The following is a 13,582-nucleotide window of genomic DNA, read 5'->3' as shown; positions in this document are numbered from 1 at the left end:
TCGGTCCCCCTCCTTCCCTGTTAAGGGGTCGCGACTTTGTAGCGGATACAAATTTCGTGAACAAGGAAGGCCGTCATCTTGTATCGACGGTCAAGCCCTGCCGCCGCCAATATTGGTCCACAGTCAACCAGGCCGGCCAGGAATCCATGCAACCCCGCCCACCGTCCAGTGTCATCATCATCGGCTCCGGCATCGTCGGGGCGGCGACGGCCTATTTTCTGAAAGCGCGGGGCGTTGCGGTGCGGCTGCTCGATGCGTCTGCCCCGGCGGCACAGGCGACCGGGGCCGCGGATGGCGCCGTATCGGTCGCCAGCAAACGCCCCGGGCCGATGATGACGGCCGCGCTGAAGGGCGTGGCGCTCTATGGAGAACTCGCCGACACCGGCCTCTTCGCCGGGGCCTTCAAGCGCCGTTCGACCTTCATCGTCGCCGCCTCAGACGAAGAGTGCACCGTGCTGGAGGCCCATTCTGCCGCGCTCGCCAGCGCCGGTGTCAAGGTGGAGACACTTGCCGGCTCGCGACTGAGGCAGATGTTTCCCGCTCTGTCAGAGAACGCCCGGATGGCGGTCGAGGTGCATGGCGAGGGCCATGCCATCGGCTATCAGATCGTCCATCGACTGCTGACGGCCTCCGGAATCGTGGTTGAACGGGACACTGAGGTGAAAACCGTGCGGCTCGCCGATGGCGGCCACAGGATCGCCGCGGTGGAAACCAATCGTGGGTCGTTCTCGGCCGACAAGGTGGTGATTACCGCCGGCACCGGTTCCGCCGCCCTTCTCGGGTTTTCGAACGTGCTGACCCCGCGCAAGGGTCAGCTTCTCGTGACCGAACGGGCGCCCGGCCTCAATGCATCCATGCCGGGCGCGATCATGTCGGGGCGCTATCTGCTGAGCAAGGGCAGCCAGAAGGCGGGTCATGCACCTCCGCCTCGGGGTCTGGGGCTGGTGATCGACCCGCTCGTCACCGGGCAGTTCCTCATCGGCGGCACCCGCGAGGATTTCGGCAAACGGGAGACCAACGACATCGACGCGGTCTCGCGCATCCTTGCCGACGCCGTGGCGCTCATTCCCGACCTTGCCCGTCTTCGCCTGCTTCGCAGCTTTGCGGGCGTGCGAACCGCCGTTGTAGACGGTCTTCCGCTGATCGGGCGTCTTCCGGACCTGGAGAACGGCTTCGTCGCCACCGGTTTCGAAGGCGACGGCATCTGTCTTGGCCCGATCACCGGCAAGGCGATCGCGCAGTTGATCTGCGGCGAAGCCCCGGCGCTCGATCTGTCCTCCTTCGATCCGGCCCGCTTCGCGGGTCGTGGAATAACCGCATGACCCCAAACACTTTTGAATGGATGGGACAAGAGATTCCCTTTCGAAATGGCGAGAGCATAGCCGCCGCCCTCGAAGCGGCCGGCATATGCAGCTTCGGGCGCGATGCTCTCGGCCAGGAGACCCGCTATTTCTGCGGCATCGGCGCCTGCCAATGCTGCCTTGTGCGGGTCGACGACGTCGTACGCGAGGCCTGCATTACCCCGGCGCGCGCAGGGATGCAGGTCGGAAGCGTGGAGGCGAGCCATGATTGACCCCGATGTCCTGGTCATCGGCGGCGGCCCGGCCGGCCTGTCGGCGGCCACCGAACTTGCCCGCGCCGGCCACGCGGTCTGTGTCATCGAACAGCGCGAAAGCCTCGGCGGCGCCGTCTATCGCCAGCCAGCCCCCGGCGTCGAACCGATCACGATCGCCTCAGCTACCAAAGCTCGCTGGCGCGGGATCGCCGACGCCTTTCTCGCGGCGGGCGTCCCGGTGCGGCACGGCTGCGTCTTTCTCGGGCTGGACGGCGACGGCTTCGTGCTCATCGAGGACCGCAGGATGGGCCGCGTCGAGCGAATGACGGCACGCGCGATCATCATCGCGACGGGCGCGGTCGAAAAGGTCTTGCCTCGCCCGGGCTGGCAGCTTGCCGGCGTCTCAACCGCCGGCGGCTTGCAGGTGATGATGAAGGAAACCGGTCGCGCGCCGCAGGGTCGCGTGCTTCTGGCCGGCAGCGGTCCGCTGTTGGTTGCCGTTGCGGCACAGATGGCGAGGAGCGGCAATCCACCGGTAGCGGTCATCGAGGCTGGTGACCCCTTCACCCGTTTCCAGTCGGGACTTGCCATGCTCGGACACGGCGGGCTTCTGCGCGAAGCCGCCGGATACCTGACCACCATGGTGACAAAGCGCATCCCCTGGATGCGTGGGGCACGGCTAGTGGCCATCGAGAAGCAGGGCGAGGGCCTTCAGGCCATCGTGCGCAGGCGCGACGGTTCTTCGTCGATGACCACCGTCGACCGCATCGGGCTGCATGACGGCATCCGTGAAAACAGTGTCGGTCTGCCCGCGGAGGTCAGAATTGCGGCCTCGGGGCCGCTCGTCCTGCGCGCAGGCGATTGCCGGGAAGCGCTCGGGGCCATCGCCGCCGAGGCGGACGGCCGGCGGGCCGGCGGCGCGGTTGCCGATCTCCTGTCGGGGAGACGCGACCGCGCGGATTTCGACCGGGCGATCAACCACGCCCGGGCGGCGCAGGAAACCCTGGCCAGGCTCTTTGCGCCGATTGATCCTCGTTCTCCCCTGTCGGACCTGCCCGACGATACCATCCTCTGCCGTTGCGAAGGCAAGACCGTCGGCGACCTGCGCCGGCTCTGCGACCGGGCCGACAGGCTGACCGGCCGGGAGGTCAAGCACAATGGCCGTTTTGCCATGGGCGCCTGCCAGGGCCGGTTCTGCGCGGCCAATACCGCAGCGCTGATGGCGGAAATCAACCCCGCCGCGCCCAGTCCTGCGGCCGAAGACCTGACGGGGCGCCGCTGGCCGGTGCGTCCGATCTCCATCGCGGCGCTGACCGGCGCCACGTCCCAGAACACAGAAAACGAATGACGAGGTTTACCGACATGACGCAAGCTCAGCGCCTGGCGCCCGAGACCCCCACCGCGATCCTGGTCCGCAATCCCTTCAATGGCTCGCCGGTCGGCGAAGTCGCAACCAGCTCTTCGGCTGAAATCAACGCCGCCGTGCTGCGCGCCAAGGCCGCCCAGTGGCAGTTCCGCCGCTCAACCCCGGCCGTGCGCCGCGCCATGCTCAATGCGCTGGCTGCCGAGATCGCCACAGATGCCGACAATCTCGCGCGCATCATCTCAGACGAGATGGGCAAGACGATCCGCGAGGCGCGCAACGAGGTGCGCCGGGCACAGAACACCCTCAAACTGTCGGGTGACGCCGCGACCTTCCTCGACGGAGAGGCGCTGCATTGCGCCATCGTCGAAGGGGGCGCCGACCGGGTGGCGACGATCACCTATGAACCCGTCGGTGTCGTGGGCGCCATCACGCCGTTCAACTATCCGCTCAACCTGCTCTGCCACAAGCTGGGTCCGGCAATCGCCGCTGGCAATGCCGTGGTCGCCAAACCGTCTCCCAAGGCGCCACTGGCCGCCGCCCGGCTACGTGAGCTGGCGCTGAAAGCCGGCTGGCCGGCGGGTCTCTTCCAGATCGTCCATGGCGCGGCGGATGCAGCCTTGTCGCTCGCCCGCTCGCCGATCGATCTCCTGTCTTTCACCGGCGGTCCGGCAGCCGGCCTCGCGCTGAAGAACGCCAGCGGCCTTGTGCGCTGCCTGATGGAACTGGGTGGAAACGACCCGTTGTTCGTACTTCCCGACGCAGACCTCGACAAGGCGGTCGCCACGGCGATCGGCCACCGCTTCGAGATCGCGGGCCAGAGCTGTGCCGCGGTCAAGAAACTCTACCTCCACCAGGACATCGAGAAGGTCTTTACCGAGAAGCTGCTGGCGGCGGTCGATGCGGTCGAGTTCGGCGATCCGTCCAGGGACGATACCGATATGGGCACCGTGATCGATCTTGACGCGGCCAGGACCGTAGCGGAACGCGTCAATGCCAGCATCTCGGGTAACGGCGCGCGACTTCTGACCGGCGGCACCCATGACGGCACCGTCTTTGCCCCGACCGTGCTCGACAATGTCGCCGCCGATGCGCCGGTGATCGCCGACGAGACCTTCGGCCCGATCATCGCCATCCGCAGTTTCTCGGACCCGCATGAGGCGATCGCTGAGGTCAATGCCGGCGCCTATGGCCTGCAGGCCGGCGTTTTCACCAACGATCATGCCCTGATCAAGACCTTCTCCCGCGACCTGGTCGTTGGCGGCGTCATGATCAACGAGGGTCCGGACTTCCGCGCCGAGCATGTGCCTTTCGGTGGTGTTAAACGATCCGGCCTCGGTCGCGAGGGCGTACGCATCGCGCTTCGCGAAATGTCCGAGCCCAAGGTCGTGATCGACTGAGGAGAGAGGCCATGCGCATCGCCATCATGGGGGCATCGGGCCGGGTCGGGACCCGGCTCGTCGAACTCATCCTCGCCAATCCGGGGCTGGAACTGGCCGCGGCCCTGGTCTCTCCCGGATCGCGCCTTATCGGCACGCCGGTCGCGGGGGGCAGCATCGAGTATCGTCCCGCCGAGGCGGCGATGAAGAGCCATTGCGACGTCATGATCGATTTCTCGACGCCGGCCGCAAGTCTTGCCCTGCAGGCGGATATCGGCACGAAGCCGATCCCGATGGTGATCGGCACCACCGGCTTCATGATCGAGGAAGACGAGTGCCTCACACGATTCTGCCTCCATCGCCCGATGCTCCTCAGCGCGAATTTTGCTCACGGATTCGAGGCCTTCCGGCGGGCCGGCGTCGATTTCGCGAGGCGCATGCCGGATGCCGAGGCGGCGGTTAGCGAAACCTACCATGCCCGCAAGAAAGCAGACCCGTCCGGCACCTCGCGTCTCCTGGCCCGCCAGCTCTTCGAGGCGCGAAGCCGGGCCATGGGCTTTGCCGCGCCCGAACCGACGATCATCGTCAACCGCGAGGGTGACACGGTCGGCGTCAACGAGATCCGTTTCGACATGGGATCGGCCGAGGCCGTTCTCACCTACCGCGTCCACACACGCGCAGCCTATGCCGAAGGGGCGCTCGCCGCTGCGCAATGGCTGGTTTCCACACCGCGCCCTGCCGGCCGATACAGCTTGGCGGACAGCCTGAACGACTGATGATACGAGAGAGGAACATGACCATGCAGGACCTTCACGAACGCTTCAACGGCGTCTTCACCGCCCTCGTCACGCCCTTCAAGGACGGCGCTGTCGATATGGCCGCCTATGACGCACTGGTCGAACGCCAGATCGAAGCCGGCGTCGCCGGCCTCGTTCCCGTCGGCACGACCGGCGAGGCGGCCACCCTTTCCGACGAGGAGGCCGATGCCCTGATCGCCCGCACCGTGAAGCTCGCCGCCGGGCGCGTCCTGGTCATGGCGGGCGCCGGCGCCAACGACACGAAGAAGACGGTCGAAAAGGTGAAGCGCGCCGAAAAGGCCGGGGCCGACGCCGTCCTGATCGTCACGCCCTATTACAACAAGCCGACCCAGGCGGGCCTGATCGCCCATTACGGCGCAGCGGCCGAAGCCACATCCTTGCCGGTCATGCTCTATTCCGTGCCCGGCCGCTGCGGCGTCGAGATCGCCCCGGAGACCTGCGCGGCCTTGCTCGATCGCCATGACAACATCGTTGCGATCAAGGAGGCCGGCGGATCGGCCGCCCGCGTCACCCAGCTGCGCGCGGCCTGCGGCGAGCGGCTGATCATCCATTCCGGCGATGACGGGCTCACCCTGCCCTTTCTGTCGCTCGGCGCTGTCGGCGTTACCAGCGTGGTGGCCAATGTCGCGCCGCACGAGATGGTGCAGCTGGTGGAGGCCTGGAGGGCCGGCGACACGGCGCGCGCCCTTGCACTGCACGACCTGATCGCGGAACTGACGGACGGCATGTTCATCGAATCCAACCCGGGACCGGTCAAGGCAGCGCTCGCCCTTTCCAATCTCGCCGGGCCCGAGATGCGGCTTCCCATGGTTCCGGTCTCCGCTGCCAATCGCGACCGGCTCGCCGGGATCCTCGGTCGTTTCGCCTCCGCATCGGCCGCCTTCCAAGAAATGCGCTAAGCAGCGACATCACCTTTGCATTGTCCGTGCTCAACGGACGTAGGACTATCAACCGCCGGCCTTGGCTTCGGACGGGGCCGGCGCAAGATCCAGGGGAACAAGAATGACAGACAGGACTGACGACAATCGGCAGGCCCGGCACGGGCATTGTCCCGCTGGCCCGGTCACCGGCAGCATCGGAGGTGGCCGATGAGTTACAGCTGGGATTTCCATGCCGTATGGCAATACTGGGATCTCTTTCTCTGGGGCCTCTGGATCACCGTTCTCTACACCTTCGGCTCGATCGTCTTCGGCGTCGTGATCGGCTTCGTGACCTGCGCTGCGCGCCTTTCCGGCTTCAGGATCCTCTCGGGCATCGCCCGCGTCTACCAGGAAATTTTCCGCTGCACGCCTTTGCTCGTCCAGCTTCTCTGGTTCTACTACGCCTTCCCGCTTCTGGTCGGCGGCTCGATCGATAATCGCCTAGCGGCGATGCTGACGCTGTCGCTTTATGTCGGGGCCTTCTATGCGGAGATCTTCCGCGGCGGGATCGTCTCGATCGACAAGGGTCAGCGGGAGGCTGCTGCCGCGATCGGCATGAGCCCGTGGCAGTCGATGAAACGGATCATCCTGCCGCAGGCGATGAAGCGGGTGCTGCCATCCTTCATCAACCAGTCGGTGATCCAGTTCAAGAACACCTCGCTGGTCTCGGTCATCTCGGTTGCCGACCTCGCCTACATGGCGGCGGTGGTCAACGGCCAGACCTATCGGCCACTCGAGTCCTACACGCTCATGGCCGGCCTCTACATCGCCATGCTCCTGCCGCTGACCCAGGCTGCGGACTGGATCGAACGGCGCCTCAGGGTCAGCGACTAACGGAACGGATGCACGGACATGACACAGAATTCTCACGCCAAGGCACCGATCATCGAGGCGCAGGCCCTGCGCAAGAGCTATGGCACGCATGAAGTGCTCAAGGGCCTTGACCTCAGTCTCGAACGCGGCGAGGTCGTTGCGCTGATCGGCCCGTCGGGCTCGGGCAAGTCGACCTTCATCCGCTGCCTCAACATGATGGAGATCCCGACCGGGGGCACGATCCGCTTTCGGGACAAGGCGGTCGGCCAGGCCTTCCGCGACAAGGGCGAAACGATCGGCATCGGCACGCTGCGTCGCCATGTCGGTATGGTGTTCCAGCACTTCAACCTCTTCCCGCACAAGACCGTGCTGCAGAACGTGACCGAAGGACCGGTCGTCGTCTGCCAGCGGCCCAGACGGGAGGCGGAGGAACTGGCGATGGATCTGCTGGCCCAGGTGGGGCTTGCGGAGAAGCATGCCGCCTATCCGAACCATCTGTCGGGCGGCCAGAAACAGCGCGTGGCGATCGCCCGGGCGCTGGCCATGGAGCCCGAAGTGCTGCTGCTCGACGAGGTGACGAGCGCGCTCGATCCCGAACTGGTCGGCGAGGTCCTCGCCGTCATCCGCAGCCTCGCCGACAAGGGCATGACCATGGCGATCGTCACCCATGAAATGGCCTTTGCCGCCGACGTCGCAAGCCGCGTGCTCTTCCTCGACCAGGGCGTGATCGCCGAAACCGGCACGGCCGAGCAGGTGATCCTCAATCCGCAGAACCCGCGGCTGCAAGGCTTCGTAGCGCGGTTCAAGGGGTAGACACGGGCATGGCAAAGTTGAAGGTCAGCATATTCGGCGCCGGCAAGATCGGGACGGCCTTGGCTGTGACCCTGTCGAAAAACGCCGACTTCTCCCTGGAGATCATCGACCGTTCGGAAGAAGCACTCGATAGCCTTCGCGCCATGCAGCTCGACGCGACATTGCGCACCTTCCGTCATCCCGAAGACCTTCCCGCCCTGCTTTCGGGGCAGGACGTCGCGGTCGCGGCCGTGCCGGAGACGGCCGTGTCCGAGATTGCCCGGGCAGCAGCGCGAGCCAATGTCCATTATCTGGATTTCTCTTGCGCAGGACGGGAAACGCGCGAGGTCCTGGCCGAACTCTCCGGCCGGCGCGCCGTCTTCAACGGCTGCGGTGTTTCTCCCGGCATGATCGGCAATATCGCCTGCGGACTGCTGGAGGAAAGCTTCGGCGTGACGGATCTCACCATTCGCGTGGGTGCCGTGCCGCGCTTTCCGACCAACCGGCTCGGTTATGGCCAGATCTGGAATGTCGATGGACTGATCGACGAATACACCCGCCCGAGCGCCGCCATCAGGGACGGCCAGCCGGTGATGCTGGCGCCCCTCGAGGAGCATGGGAAGCTCAGCATAGACGGCGTCAACTACGAAGAGTTCATCACGTCAGGCGGCGTCGGAGACCTGTCGATCTTCTCCAACTCTTCACTGAAGAACGTCACGTTCAAGACGATCCGCTATCCCGGCCATCTCGACTACATGCGCTTTCTGCTGGATGACCTCGGCCTTCGCAGCCGACGCGACATGCTGCGCTCCCTGCTGTGCAACGGCCTGCCGATCATCGAGGACGATGTCCTCCTGCTGATGGTGACGGCCCGCGGAACTCGCGGCCGGCTTCCGACCGAAAAGACACTCTGCTATCGTTTCTCGCCGGACCAGCAGAAGGGGCCATTCAACGCCTTGACCTCGGTCGCGACTGGTTACGCCGCAACCTTGCTGTCCCTGCTGCGTCAGGGAGACATCAACCCTAAAGGGTTTATCGCCCATCACCGCCTGAACACCGAAGAGATACTGTCCAGCCCGTTTCTCAAGCCCTTGCGTGATCGCTAAGGAGGTCGGAGCCTGTTAGATCGAATGCCGATTTCAGGCTGATTGCGTCAACGAGCATACAGTGATTTGGCGAGCAGGCAGTCTTTGCGCTCCCTGAAGGCATCCACCGACCCTCCAGCAAGGGTGACCTGCTCCCCTTAATGTCCGCGTTTATAAGTTAGCTCTGTTCATTTTCTGGTCCTGTCTGGACCGGGTTGCAAACTCACAAGCGGTCAAGCCGTTGAGGCTCGTGTGGGGACGGTTCAGGTTATAGTCGTTTCTCCAGTCTTCGATAATCTGCCCCGCATGGCGGTAGCTCGTGAAGAGGTGCCCGTTGAGGCATTCATCACGCAGACGTCCATTGAAGCTTTCCACGAAGCCATTTTGCATCGGCTTGCCCGGCGCGATGTAGTGCCACTCGATCGCGTGATCCTGCTGCCATTTAAGGATGGCATTCGACGTCAGCTCGGTTCCGTTGTCCGAGACGACCATGCGGGGATAGCCCGTCCTAAACGCGATCTTGTCCAACTCGCGACCGACACGCTCGCCGGACAGCGAGTTGTCGACCACGGTCGCAAGGCACTCTCGGCTGAAGTCGTCGAGAACACAGAGAATCCGGAAGCGTCTGCCGTCGACCAGAGCATCCGAGACGAAGTCCAGGCTCCAGCGCTGGTTCGGCCCCTGAGGAACTGCCATCGGCGCTCGGGTTCCCAAGGCTCGTTTGCGGCCGCCACACTTGCGCACGGTCAGCCACTCCTGCCTGTAGAGCCGGTAGAGCTTCTTCCAGTTGATCTCGACACCTTCCCGCTTCAACAGGATATGCAAGCGACGATAGCCGAAGCGACGCCTCTGGTTGGCGAGTTCTTTTAGCCTCGCGCGGATCGCGACATCATCTCCCCGCGTCGACCGATAGCGGAACACACGCGGATCGATGTCGACCAGGCCGCAAGCTCGGCGCTGCGAGTAGCCCTTTTCTTTCATTGCCCAGGTCACGGCGTTCCTCCTTGAGCCGGGCTTCAGAAGTTTTTTGCGAGCATCTCCTTCAACGTCGACACATCGAGCATCGCGTCGGCCAGGAGGCGCTTCAGTCTGCCATTCTCATCTTCGAGAGCCTTCAGCCGTTTGGCCTCAGCCACTTCCATGCCGCCATACTTCGAACGCCGCTTATAGAAGGTCGCGTCGCTGACGCCGCATTTGCGGCACAGCTCAACAGCCGAGAGCCCGGCCTGATGCTCCTTCAAAATACCGATGATCTGCTCGTCGCTGAAACGGGAACGCTTCATTCTCTGTCTCCTTCTCCGGAGAACAGAGCTAACCTCAAACCGAAGACATTCCAGGGGAGCAGGTCACGAGCAGCCACGAACTCGTGACCTGGCGTTTTGCGCAAACCTAGACTGCACTGAGGAAAAATATTAGTCGGGAGTCTCGCCTCCGGGATTGGTTTGGCGCAGCCTCTGGAGGGGCTCCAATTCCTCGGTGCAAACGAACCTGTTCGCCGTCACTCCGGTCTCCGGGCAGACCCTGGAAACCCGGAAGACCCCGTCAGTGCGACCGGCAGAAACCGAAACATCCCCCTCAAGCAGTGAATGAGCACGCTTGCACCCGAAGCACTTGACCAGAAACTGGCCGAGTGGTTCTCCTGCGGCTCTCTTCCGGCGTCGACCGTGGAAGTCGTTGAGGTCAGAACCGCGAAACAGGCGCGGTTCGGCATCAATGAAGGGAAGGCCGTCGGCAACCCAGTTGATGAGGGTATTGCGTGAGATCCCATAGAGCTTGATGACATCATCGCTCGAATAGAGCTGATGGATCCTGGCCCTTCGATTGCTCTGCAGATTACGGCGCTTTTTCCTGGACGTGTTGTCGGCGGTCATCGGCTGACCTCCTGACGCGAGACCTCGAAGGCCAGGATATCGCTCATGCGCCAGCGGGTAGAGCCGCCCAGCAGCTTGATCGGCTTCGGGAAGGCAGGATTGTGCTTGGTGTGGCGCCAGACGGTCTGGACGCTGATCGCATAGCGGCGCGCTACATCCTGAACGGAAAGATAGCGCTCGTCAGCGTGAGGCTTGGCAAGTGCGACAGCCACGTCCTTGGGGCGGAGACCGACACTTCCAGCCGCCCGAGGGCTTGCGGAGGCCAGGACGTCGGGCGCTGCCACAGAAATAGCGGCAGCGGGATCAGGCGAAACAGCGGTGCGGTTGGCCACATCGCTCGCTGGAGCGAGCTTCAATCTTATCAGGGGAGGTGAATAGACCCAACTGCGGATCTGAAGACATACGTGTCCCTTTCTAGGAAGGACACCGCACGTCTTGCGCAGTGATTGCTATCAATGAATTCCAACTAGCCGAATGTCGTAGTCATTGGCAACGGGGGGGATTCAGATTTTTTTGTGGGGATACAGACAAAAATATCGGGCCCGATATTCGTGGCGGGCTGACTGGCGGGCCGATCGCAGGGAACTAAAAATTACACAATTAAAACAATATTATAATCATAAAAATGGCGGAGAGGGTGGGATTCGAACCCACGATACGGTTGCCCGTATGCCGCATTTCGAGTGCGGTGCTTTCGACCACTCAGCCACCTCTCCGGGTCATACTTGGTCGGCGCGTTTGAAGCGCGGGGGTTACATAGCGAGAGATTCTGAGGCTTGCAAGCGCGAATATCACGCCAGACCAAGCTTTTATCTTGACAGTTTTTTGGGCCTCACGTATGCGAGCCCGTGAATTAGACATGGGCTAACTGTGTCCTGATTTCTCCGCTGCTGGCGGAGCTTCGCCGGCAGGTAACGGGTTCCTTGGGATTTCGCCACCTGCCAATACCCGACTGACAAGAAGACGGTCGTCTGGTTGCCAGACAGAGCCGGAACGAACATGAAAGGATAACCAATGTTCGCAGTCATCAAGACCGGCGGTAAGCAGTACCGCGTAAACGCCAACGACGTGCTGACCATCGAAAAGCTGGAAGCCGAAGCTGGTGCAACCATCGAATTCACCGAAGTCCTCGTTGTCGGCGAAGGTGCGGATGCCAAGATCGGCGCTCCCTTCGTCGCCGGCGCCAAGGTCAAGGCCGAAGTCGTCGAACAGAACCGTGGCAAGAAGGTCATCGCCTTCAAGAAGCGTCGTCGCCAGAACTCCAAGCGTTCGCGCGGCCATCGCCAGCACCACACCGTGGTTCGTATCACCGACATCGTCGCCGCTTAAGCGCTCAACAGGAACAAGGTTTAAAGGAGAACTCCAATGGCACACAAAAAAGCTGGCGGTTCCTCGCGTAACGGTCGCGATTCCGAATCCAAGCGCCTTGGCGTGAAGAAGTTCGGCGGCGAAGTCGTCGTCGCAGGCAACATTATCGTGCGTCAGCGCGGCACCCAGTGGCATCCGGGCCCGAACGTCGGCATGGGCAAGGATCATACCCTCTTTGCACTCACCGCCGGTAATGTCGCCTACCGTACGAAGGCCAATGGCCGCGTATACGTGTCCGTAGCGCCGAAAACGGCCGAAGCAGCGGAATAAAGCCGGTAACGCTCTAAAACAGCCGGCGTCTCATCGACCCGGCTGGCCGTACCAGGTTCAGTCTAGAAAACAGGGGAGATGGGACGCCATCTCCCCTTTTTCTTGTGCCTTTTTTCAACTGGAAGGAGACTGAATCATGCAACTCGAATTATCACGGGTCGACCAGTCCAGGTCGCCCGAAGACCGGTTGAGGCCGGATCGGTTAAGAAGCGATTGCCCCGTCTTGCTGTCGCAGCGGCTCGTCCTGCGCGCGCCGCACGAAGACGACATTGACGCCCTTGCCCATCTCGCCAACAACGCCGCCGTCGCAACGATGGTATCGCGCATGCCGCATCCCTATACGGCAAAGGACGCCGCCGATTTCGTGCGACGTACGAAGGCTGGCGAGATCGGCAAATGCGTCTATGCGATTACCAAGGTCGGAAACGGCGCGTTTCTCGGTTGCTGCGCGCTCGAGCCCCAGGCCGATGACGAGGACACGCTGGAAATCGGCTACTGGCTGGGCGAACCCCATTGGAACCAGGGCTATGCGACGGAAGCGGCCCATGCCTTGATCGACATGGCCTTCCGCACCCGCGACATCGCCCGCATCGACGCCCGCTGCCGGGTCACCAACATCGCCTCGCGGCGGGTGATACAGAAGTGCGGCTTCCAGTTCCAGGGGACCGGCATGGTCGGCAACCTCGCCATGGGCGGCATGGTTCCGGTCGAATGGTATCGCCTCGACCGCAAGACCTGGATGTCGCTGAAGAGCTGGGGGGAAATGCGGTGAACGCGCCCTTGAGAAAGACGACCCTTCCGATGCCTGGCCCCTGCCCGGTCATCGAGACGTCGCGGCTGACGCTCAGGCCGCATCGCATGAGCGATGCGGACGCGATCGCCGCTTCGCTGTCCGACTTCCAGATCTCGCGCATGCTGGCGCGGGTTCCGGTCCCCTACGACCGCGAGGATGCGAACGACTGGTTGAGTCGGGCGACATCCGGCCTTGCCCCTGATTGGGCGTTTGCCATTACGACCGGGGACGATGTCCATCTCGGCGTTGTCTCGATCGAGCTCAGGCACGGCCAGTGGCATCTCGGCTACTGGCTGAACCGCTTCTACTGGGGCAAGGGGTTGATGAGCGAGGCGGCCGGTGCCGCGATCGAGCGCTTCGTCCGGCGGATGCCGGAAACGGTGCTCCATTCCGGCGTCTTCGCCGACAACGCGGCCTCCCTGCGTCTGCAGGAGAAACTGGGCTTCGCGATCCGGCGCTGCAGCGAGATCTACTGTATCTCGCGCAGTGCGCTGGTGCCGCATATCGAGACGCAGCTCACGGCGGAAACCTTCCGCCGCTGAGTGCTTTTCTTTT

At 63.3% G+C, this 13,582-nt stretch carries 16 protein-coding genes and 1 tRNA gene; 13 read left to right on the top strand and 4 right to left on the bottom strand.

Going from position 1 to position 13,582, the window contains the following annotated elements; translation table 11 throughout:
• Nucleotides 1–146 precede the first annotated feature (146 nt).
• The 9 genes from ACX93L_RS17465 (at nucleotide 147) to ACX93L_RS17425 (ending at nucleotide 8,746) form a co-directional block, all read left to right on the top strand.
• Complete coding sequence (locus ACX93L_RS17465) at nucleotides 147–1,322, top strand: NAD(P)/FAD-dependent oxidoreductase (RefSeq protein ID WP_459405994.1); 1,176 nt, start codon at nucleotides 147–149, stop codon at nucleotides 1,320–1,322.
• A complete protein-coding gene (locus ACX93L_RS17460) occupies nucleotides 1,319–1,573 on the top strand; it encodes a 2Fe-2S iron-sulfur cluster-binding protein (RefSeq protein WP_459405993.1) in 255 nt (84 codons plus the stop codon). Before ACX93L_RS17465 ends, ACX93L_RS17460 begins: the two co-directional genes overlap by 4 nt.
• Nucleotides 1,566–2,903 (top strand): FAD-dependent oxidoreductase, encoded by a 1,338-nt coding sequence (locus ACX93L_RS17455; RefSeq protein ID WP_459405992.1) that lies wholly within the window; start codon nucleotides 1,566–1,568, stop codon nucleotides 2,901–2,903. Before ACX93L_RS17460 ends, ACX93L_RS17455 begins: the two co-directional genes overlap by 8 nt.
• Entirely contained in the window at nucleotides 2,900–4,318 is a 1,419-nt protein-coding gene (locus tag ACX93L_RS17450; protein ID WP_459405991.1) for an aldehyde dehydrogenase family protein, read from the top strand. The genes ACX93L_RS17455 and ACX93L_RS17450 overlap by 4 nt, the downstream gene beginning before the upstream one ends.
• 11 nt (nucleotides 4,319–4,329) lie before the next feature.
• Nucleotides 4,330–5,073: a dihydrodipicolinate reductase C-terminal domain-containing protein gene (locus tag ACX93L_RS17445; protein WP_459405990.1), complete on the top strand. Its 744-nt coding sequence runs from the start codon at nucleotides 4,330–4,332 to the stop codon at nucleotides 5,071–5,073.
• A 17-nt stretch (nucleotides 5,074–5,090) separates the two neighbouring features.
• On the top strand, nucleotides 5,091–6,014 hold the full coding sequence (gene dapA / locus ACX93L_RS17440) for a 4-hydroxy-tetrahydrodipicolinate synthase (RefSeq protein ID WP_459405989.1): 924 nt from the start codon (nucleotides 5,091–5,093) through the stop codon (nucleotides 6,012–6,014).
• A gap of 189 nt (nucleotides 6,015–6,203) precedes the next feature.
• Nucleotides 6,204–6,869 carry an amino acid ABC transporter permease gene (locus ACX93L_RS17435; protein ID WP_459405988.1) on the top strand — a complete coding sequence of 222 codons (666 nt, stop codon included), beginning with the start codon at nucleotides 6,204–6,206 and terminating at the stop codon, nucleotides 6,867–6,869.
• Between the two features lie 18 nt (nucleotides 6,870–6,887).
• Nucleotides 6,888–7,661, top strand: a complete 774-nt coding sequence (locus tag ACX93L_RS17430; protein WP_459405987.1) for an amino acid ABC transporter ATP-binding protein — start codon at nucleotides 6,888–6,890, stop codon at nucleotides 7,659–7,661.
• A gap of 8 nt (nucleotides 7,662–7,669) precedes the next feature.
• Entirely contained in the window at nucleotides 7,670–8,746 is a 1,077-nt protein-coding gene (locus ACX93L_RS17425) for a saccharopine dehydrogenase family protein (RefSeq protein ID WP_459405986.1), read from the top strand.
• A gap of 150 nt (nucleotides 8,747–8,896) precedes the next feature.
• Here ACX93L_RS17425 and ACX93L_RS17420 read toward each other — a convergent pair.
• The 4 genes from ACX93L_RS17420 to ACX93L_RS17405 all read right to left on the bottom strand — a co-directional run bounded on the left by ACX93L_RS17420 (nucleotide 8,897) and on the right by ACX93L_RS17405 (nucleotide 11,312).
• Nucleotides 8,897–10,008, bottom strand: a protein-coding gene (locus ACX93L_RS17420) for an IS3 family transposase (RefSeq protein WP_459405985.1) whose coding sequence is annotated in 2 segments (ribosomal slippage) — nucleotides 8,897–9,756 and nucleotides 9,756–10,008 — 1,113 coding nt in all. Because the reading frame shifts where the segments join, the coding sequence is not laid out codon by codon here.
• Nucleotides 10,009–10,137: 129 nt separating this feature from the next.
• Entirely contained in the window at nucleotides 10,138–10,596 is a 459-nt protein-coding gene (locus tag ACX93L_RS17415) for a helix-turn-helix domain-containing protein (protein ID WP_459405984.1), read from the bottom strand.
• On the bottom strand, nucleotides 10,593–10,808 hold the full coding sequence (locus ACX93L_RS17410; protein WP_459405983.1) for a helix-turn-helix transcriptional regulator: 216 nt from the start codon (nucleotides 10,806–10,808) through the stop codon (nucleotides 10,593–10,595). Before ACX93L_RS17410 ends, ACX93L_RS17415 begins: the two co-directional genes overlap by 4 nt.
• A 414-nt stretch (nucleotides 10,809–11,222) precedes the next feature.
• Nucleotides 11,223–11,312, bottom strand: a tRNA-Ser gene (locus tag ACX93L_RS17405).
• Between the two features lie 298 nt (nucleotides 11,313–11,610).
• Between ACX93L_RS17405 and rplU the strand changes: the two genes are divergently transcribed.
• From rplU to ACX93L_RS17385, 4 genes are all read left to right on the top strand, one after another.
• Nucleotides 11,611–11,925 (top strand): 50S ribosomal protein L21, encoded by a 315-nt coding sequence (rplU, locus tag ACX93L_RS17400; RefSeq protein ID WP_459405982.1) that lies wholly within the window; start codon nucleotides 11,611–11,613, stop codon nucleotides 11,923–11,925.
• A 36-nt stretch (nucleotides 11,926–11,961) separates the two neighbouring features.
• Nucleotides 11,962–12,234 (top strand): 50S ribosomal protein L27, encoded by a 273-nt coding sequence (gene rpmA, locus ACX93L_RS17395; RefSeq protein WP_169593396.1) that lies wholly within the window; start codon nucleotides 11,962–11,964, stop codon nucleotides 12,232–12,234.
• Between the two features lie 136 nt (nucleotides 12,235–12,370).
• The gene (locus ACX93L_RS17390; protein ID WP_459405981.1) at nucleotides 12,371–13,006 is read left to right on the top strand and encodes a GNAT family N-acetyltransferase; all 636 of its coding nucleotides are present in this window, start codon (nucleotides 12,371–12,373) and stop codon (nucleotides 13,004–13,006) included.
• Between the two features lie 29 nt (nucleotides 13,007–13,035).
• The gene (locus ACX93L_RS17385; RefSeq protein ID WP_459406249.1) at nucleotides 13,036–13,569 is read left to right on the top strand and encodes a GNAT family N-acetyltransferase; all 534 of its coding nucleotides are present in this window, start codon (nucleotides 13,036–13,038) and stop codon (nucleotides 13,567–13,569) included.
• The last annotated feature ends 13 nt before the right edge of the window (nucleotides 13,570–13,582 follow it).

This window comes from Rhizobium sp. CAU 1783 (assembly GCF_054551725.1).
The sequence above is the reverse complement of the archived record's forward strand: the minus strand, read 5'-3'. Positions and strand labels throughout refer to the sequence as shown.

What these genes read in the sequence shown, in the direction of transcription:
- ACX93L_RS17425 (WP_459405986.1), top strand. Translation starts at nt 7,670, where the DNA reads ATGGCAAAGTTGAAGGTCAGCATATTCGGCGCCGGCAAGATCGGGACG.
- ACX93L_RS17435 (WP_459405988.1), top strand. Translation starts at nt 6,204, where the DNA reads ATGAGTTACAGCTGGGATTTCCATGCCGTATGGCAATACTGGGATCTC.
- dapA (WP_459405989.1), top strand. Translation starts at nt 5,091, where the DNA reads ATGACCATGCAGGACCTTCACGAACGCTTCAACGGCGTCTTCACCGCC.
- ACX93L_RS17460 (WP_459405993.1), top strand. Translation starts at nt 1,319, where the DNA reads ATGACCCCAAACACTTTTGAATGGATGGGACAAGAGATTCCCTTTCGA.
- ACX93L_RS17450 (WP_459405991.1), top strand. Translation starts at nt 2,900, where the DNA reads ATGACGAGGTTTACCGACATGACGCAAGCTCAGCGCCTGGCGCCCGAG.
- ACX93L_RS17390 (WP_459405981.1), top strand. Translation starts at nt 12,371, where the DNA reads ATGCAACTCGAATTATCACGGGTCGACCAGTCCAGGTCGCCCGAAGAC.
- rplU (WP_459405982.1), top strand. Translation starts at nt 11,611, where the DNA reads ATGTTCGCAGTCATCAAGACCGGCGGTAAGCAGTACCGCGTAAACGCC.
- ACX93L_RS17430 (WP_459405987.1), top strand. Translation starts at nt 6,888, where the DNA reads ATGACACAGAATTCTCACGCCAAGGCACCGATCATCGAGGCGCAGGCC.
- rpmA (WP_169593396.1), top strand. Translation starts at nt 11,962, where the DNA reads ATGGCACACAAAAAAGCTGGCGGTTCCTCGCGTAACGGTCGCGATTCC.
- ACX93L_RS17415 (WP_459405984.1), bottom strand. Translation starts at nt 10,596, where the DNA reads ATGACCGCCGACAACACGTCCAGGAAAAAGCGCCGTAATCTGCAGAGC.
- ACX93L_RS17465 (WP_459405994.1), top strand. Translation starts at nt 147, where the DNA reads ATGCAACCCCGCCCACCGTCCAGTGTCATCATCATCGGCTCCGGCATC.
- ACX93L_RS17445 (WP_459405990.1), top strand. Translation starts at nt 4,330, where the DNA reads ATGCGCATCGCCATCATGGGGGCATCGGGCCGGGTCGGGACCCGGCTC.
- ACX93L_RS17385 (WP_459406249.1), top strand. Translation starts at nt 13,036, where the DNA reads ATGCCTGGCCCCTGCCCGGTCATCGAGACGTCGCGGCTGACGCTCAGG.
- ACX93L_RS17455 (WP_459405992.1), top strand. Translation starts at nt 1,566, where the DNA reads ATGATTGACCCCGATGTCCTGGTCATCGGCGGCGGCCCGGCCGGCCTG.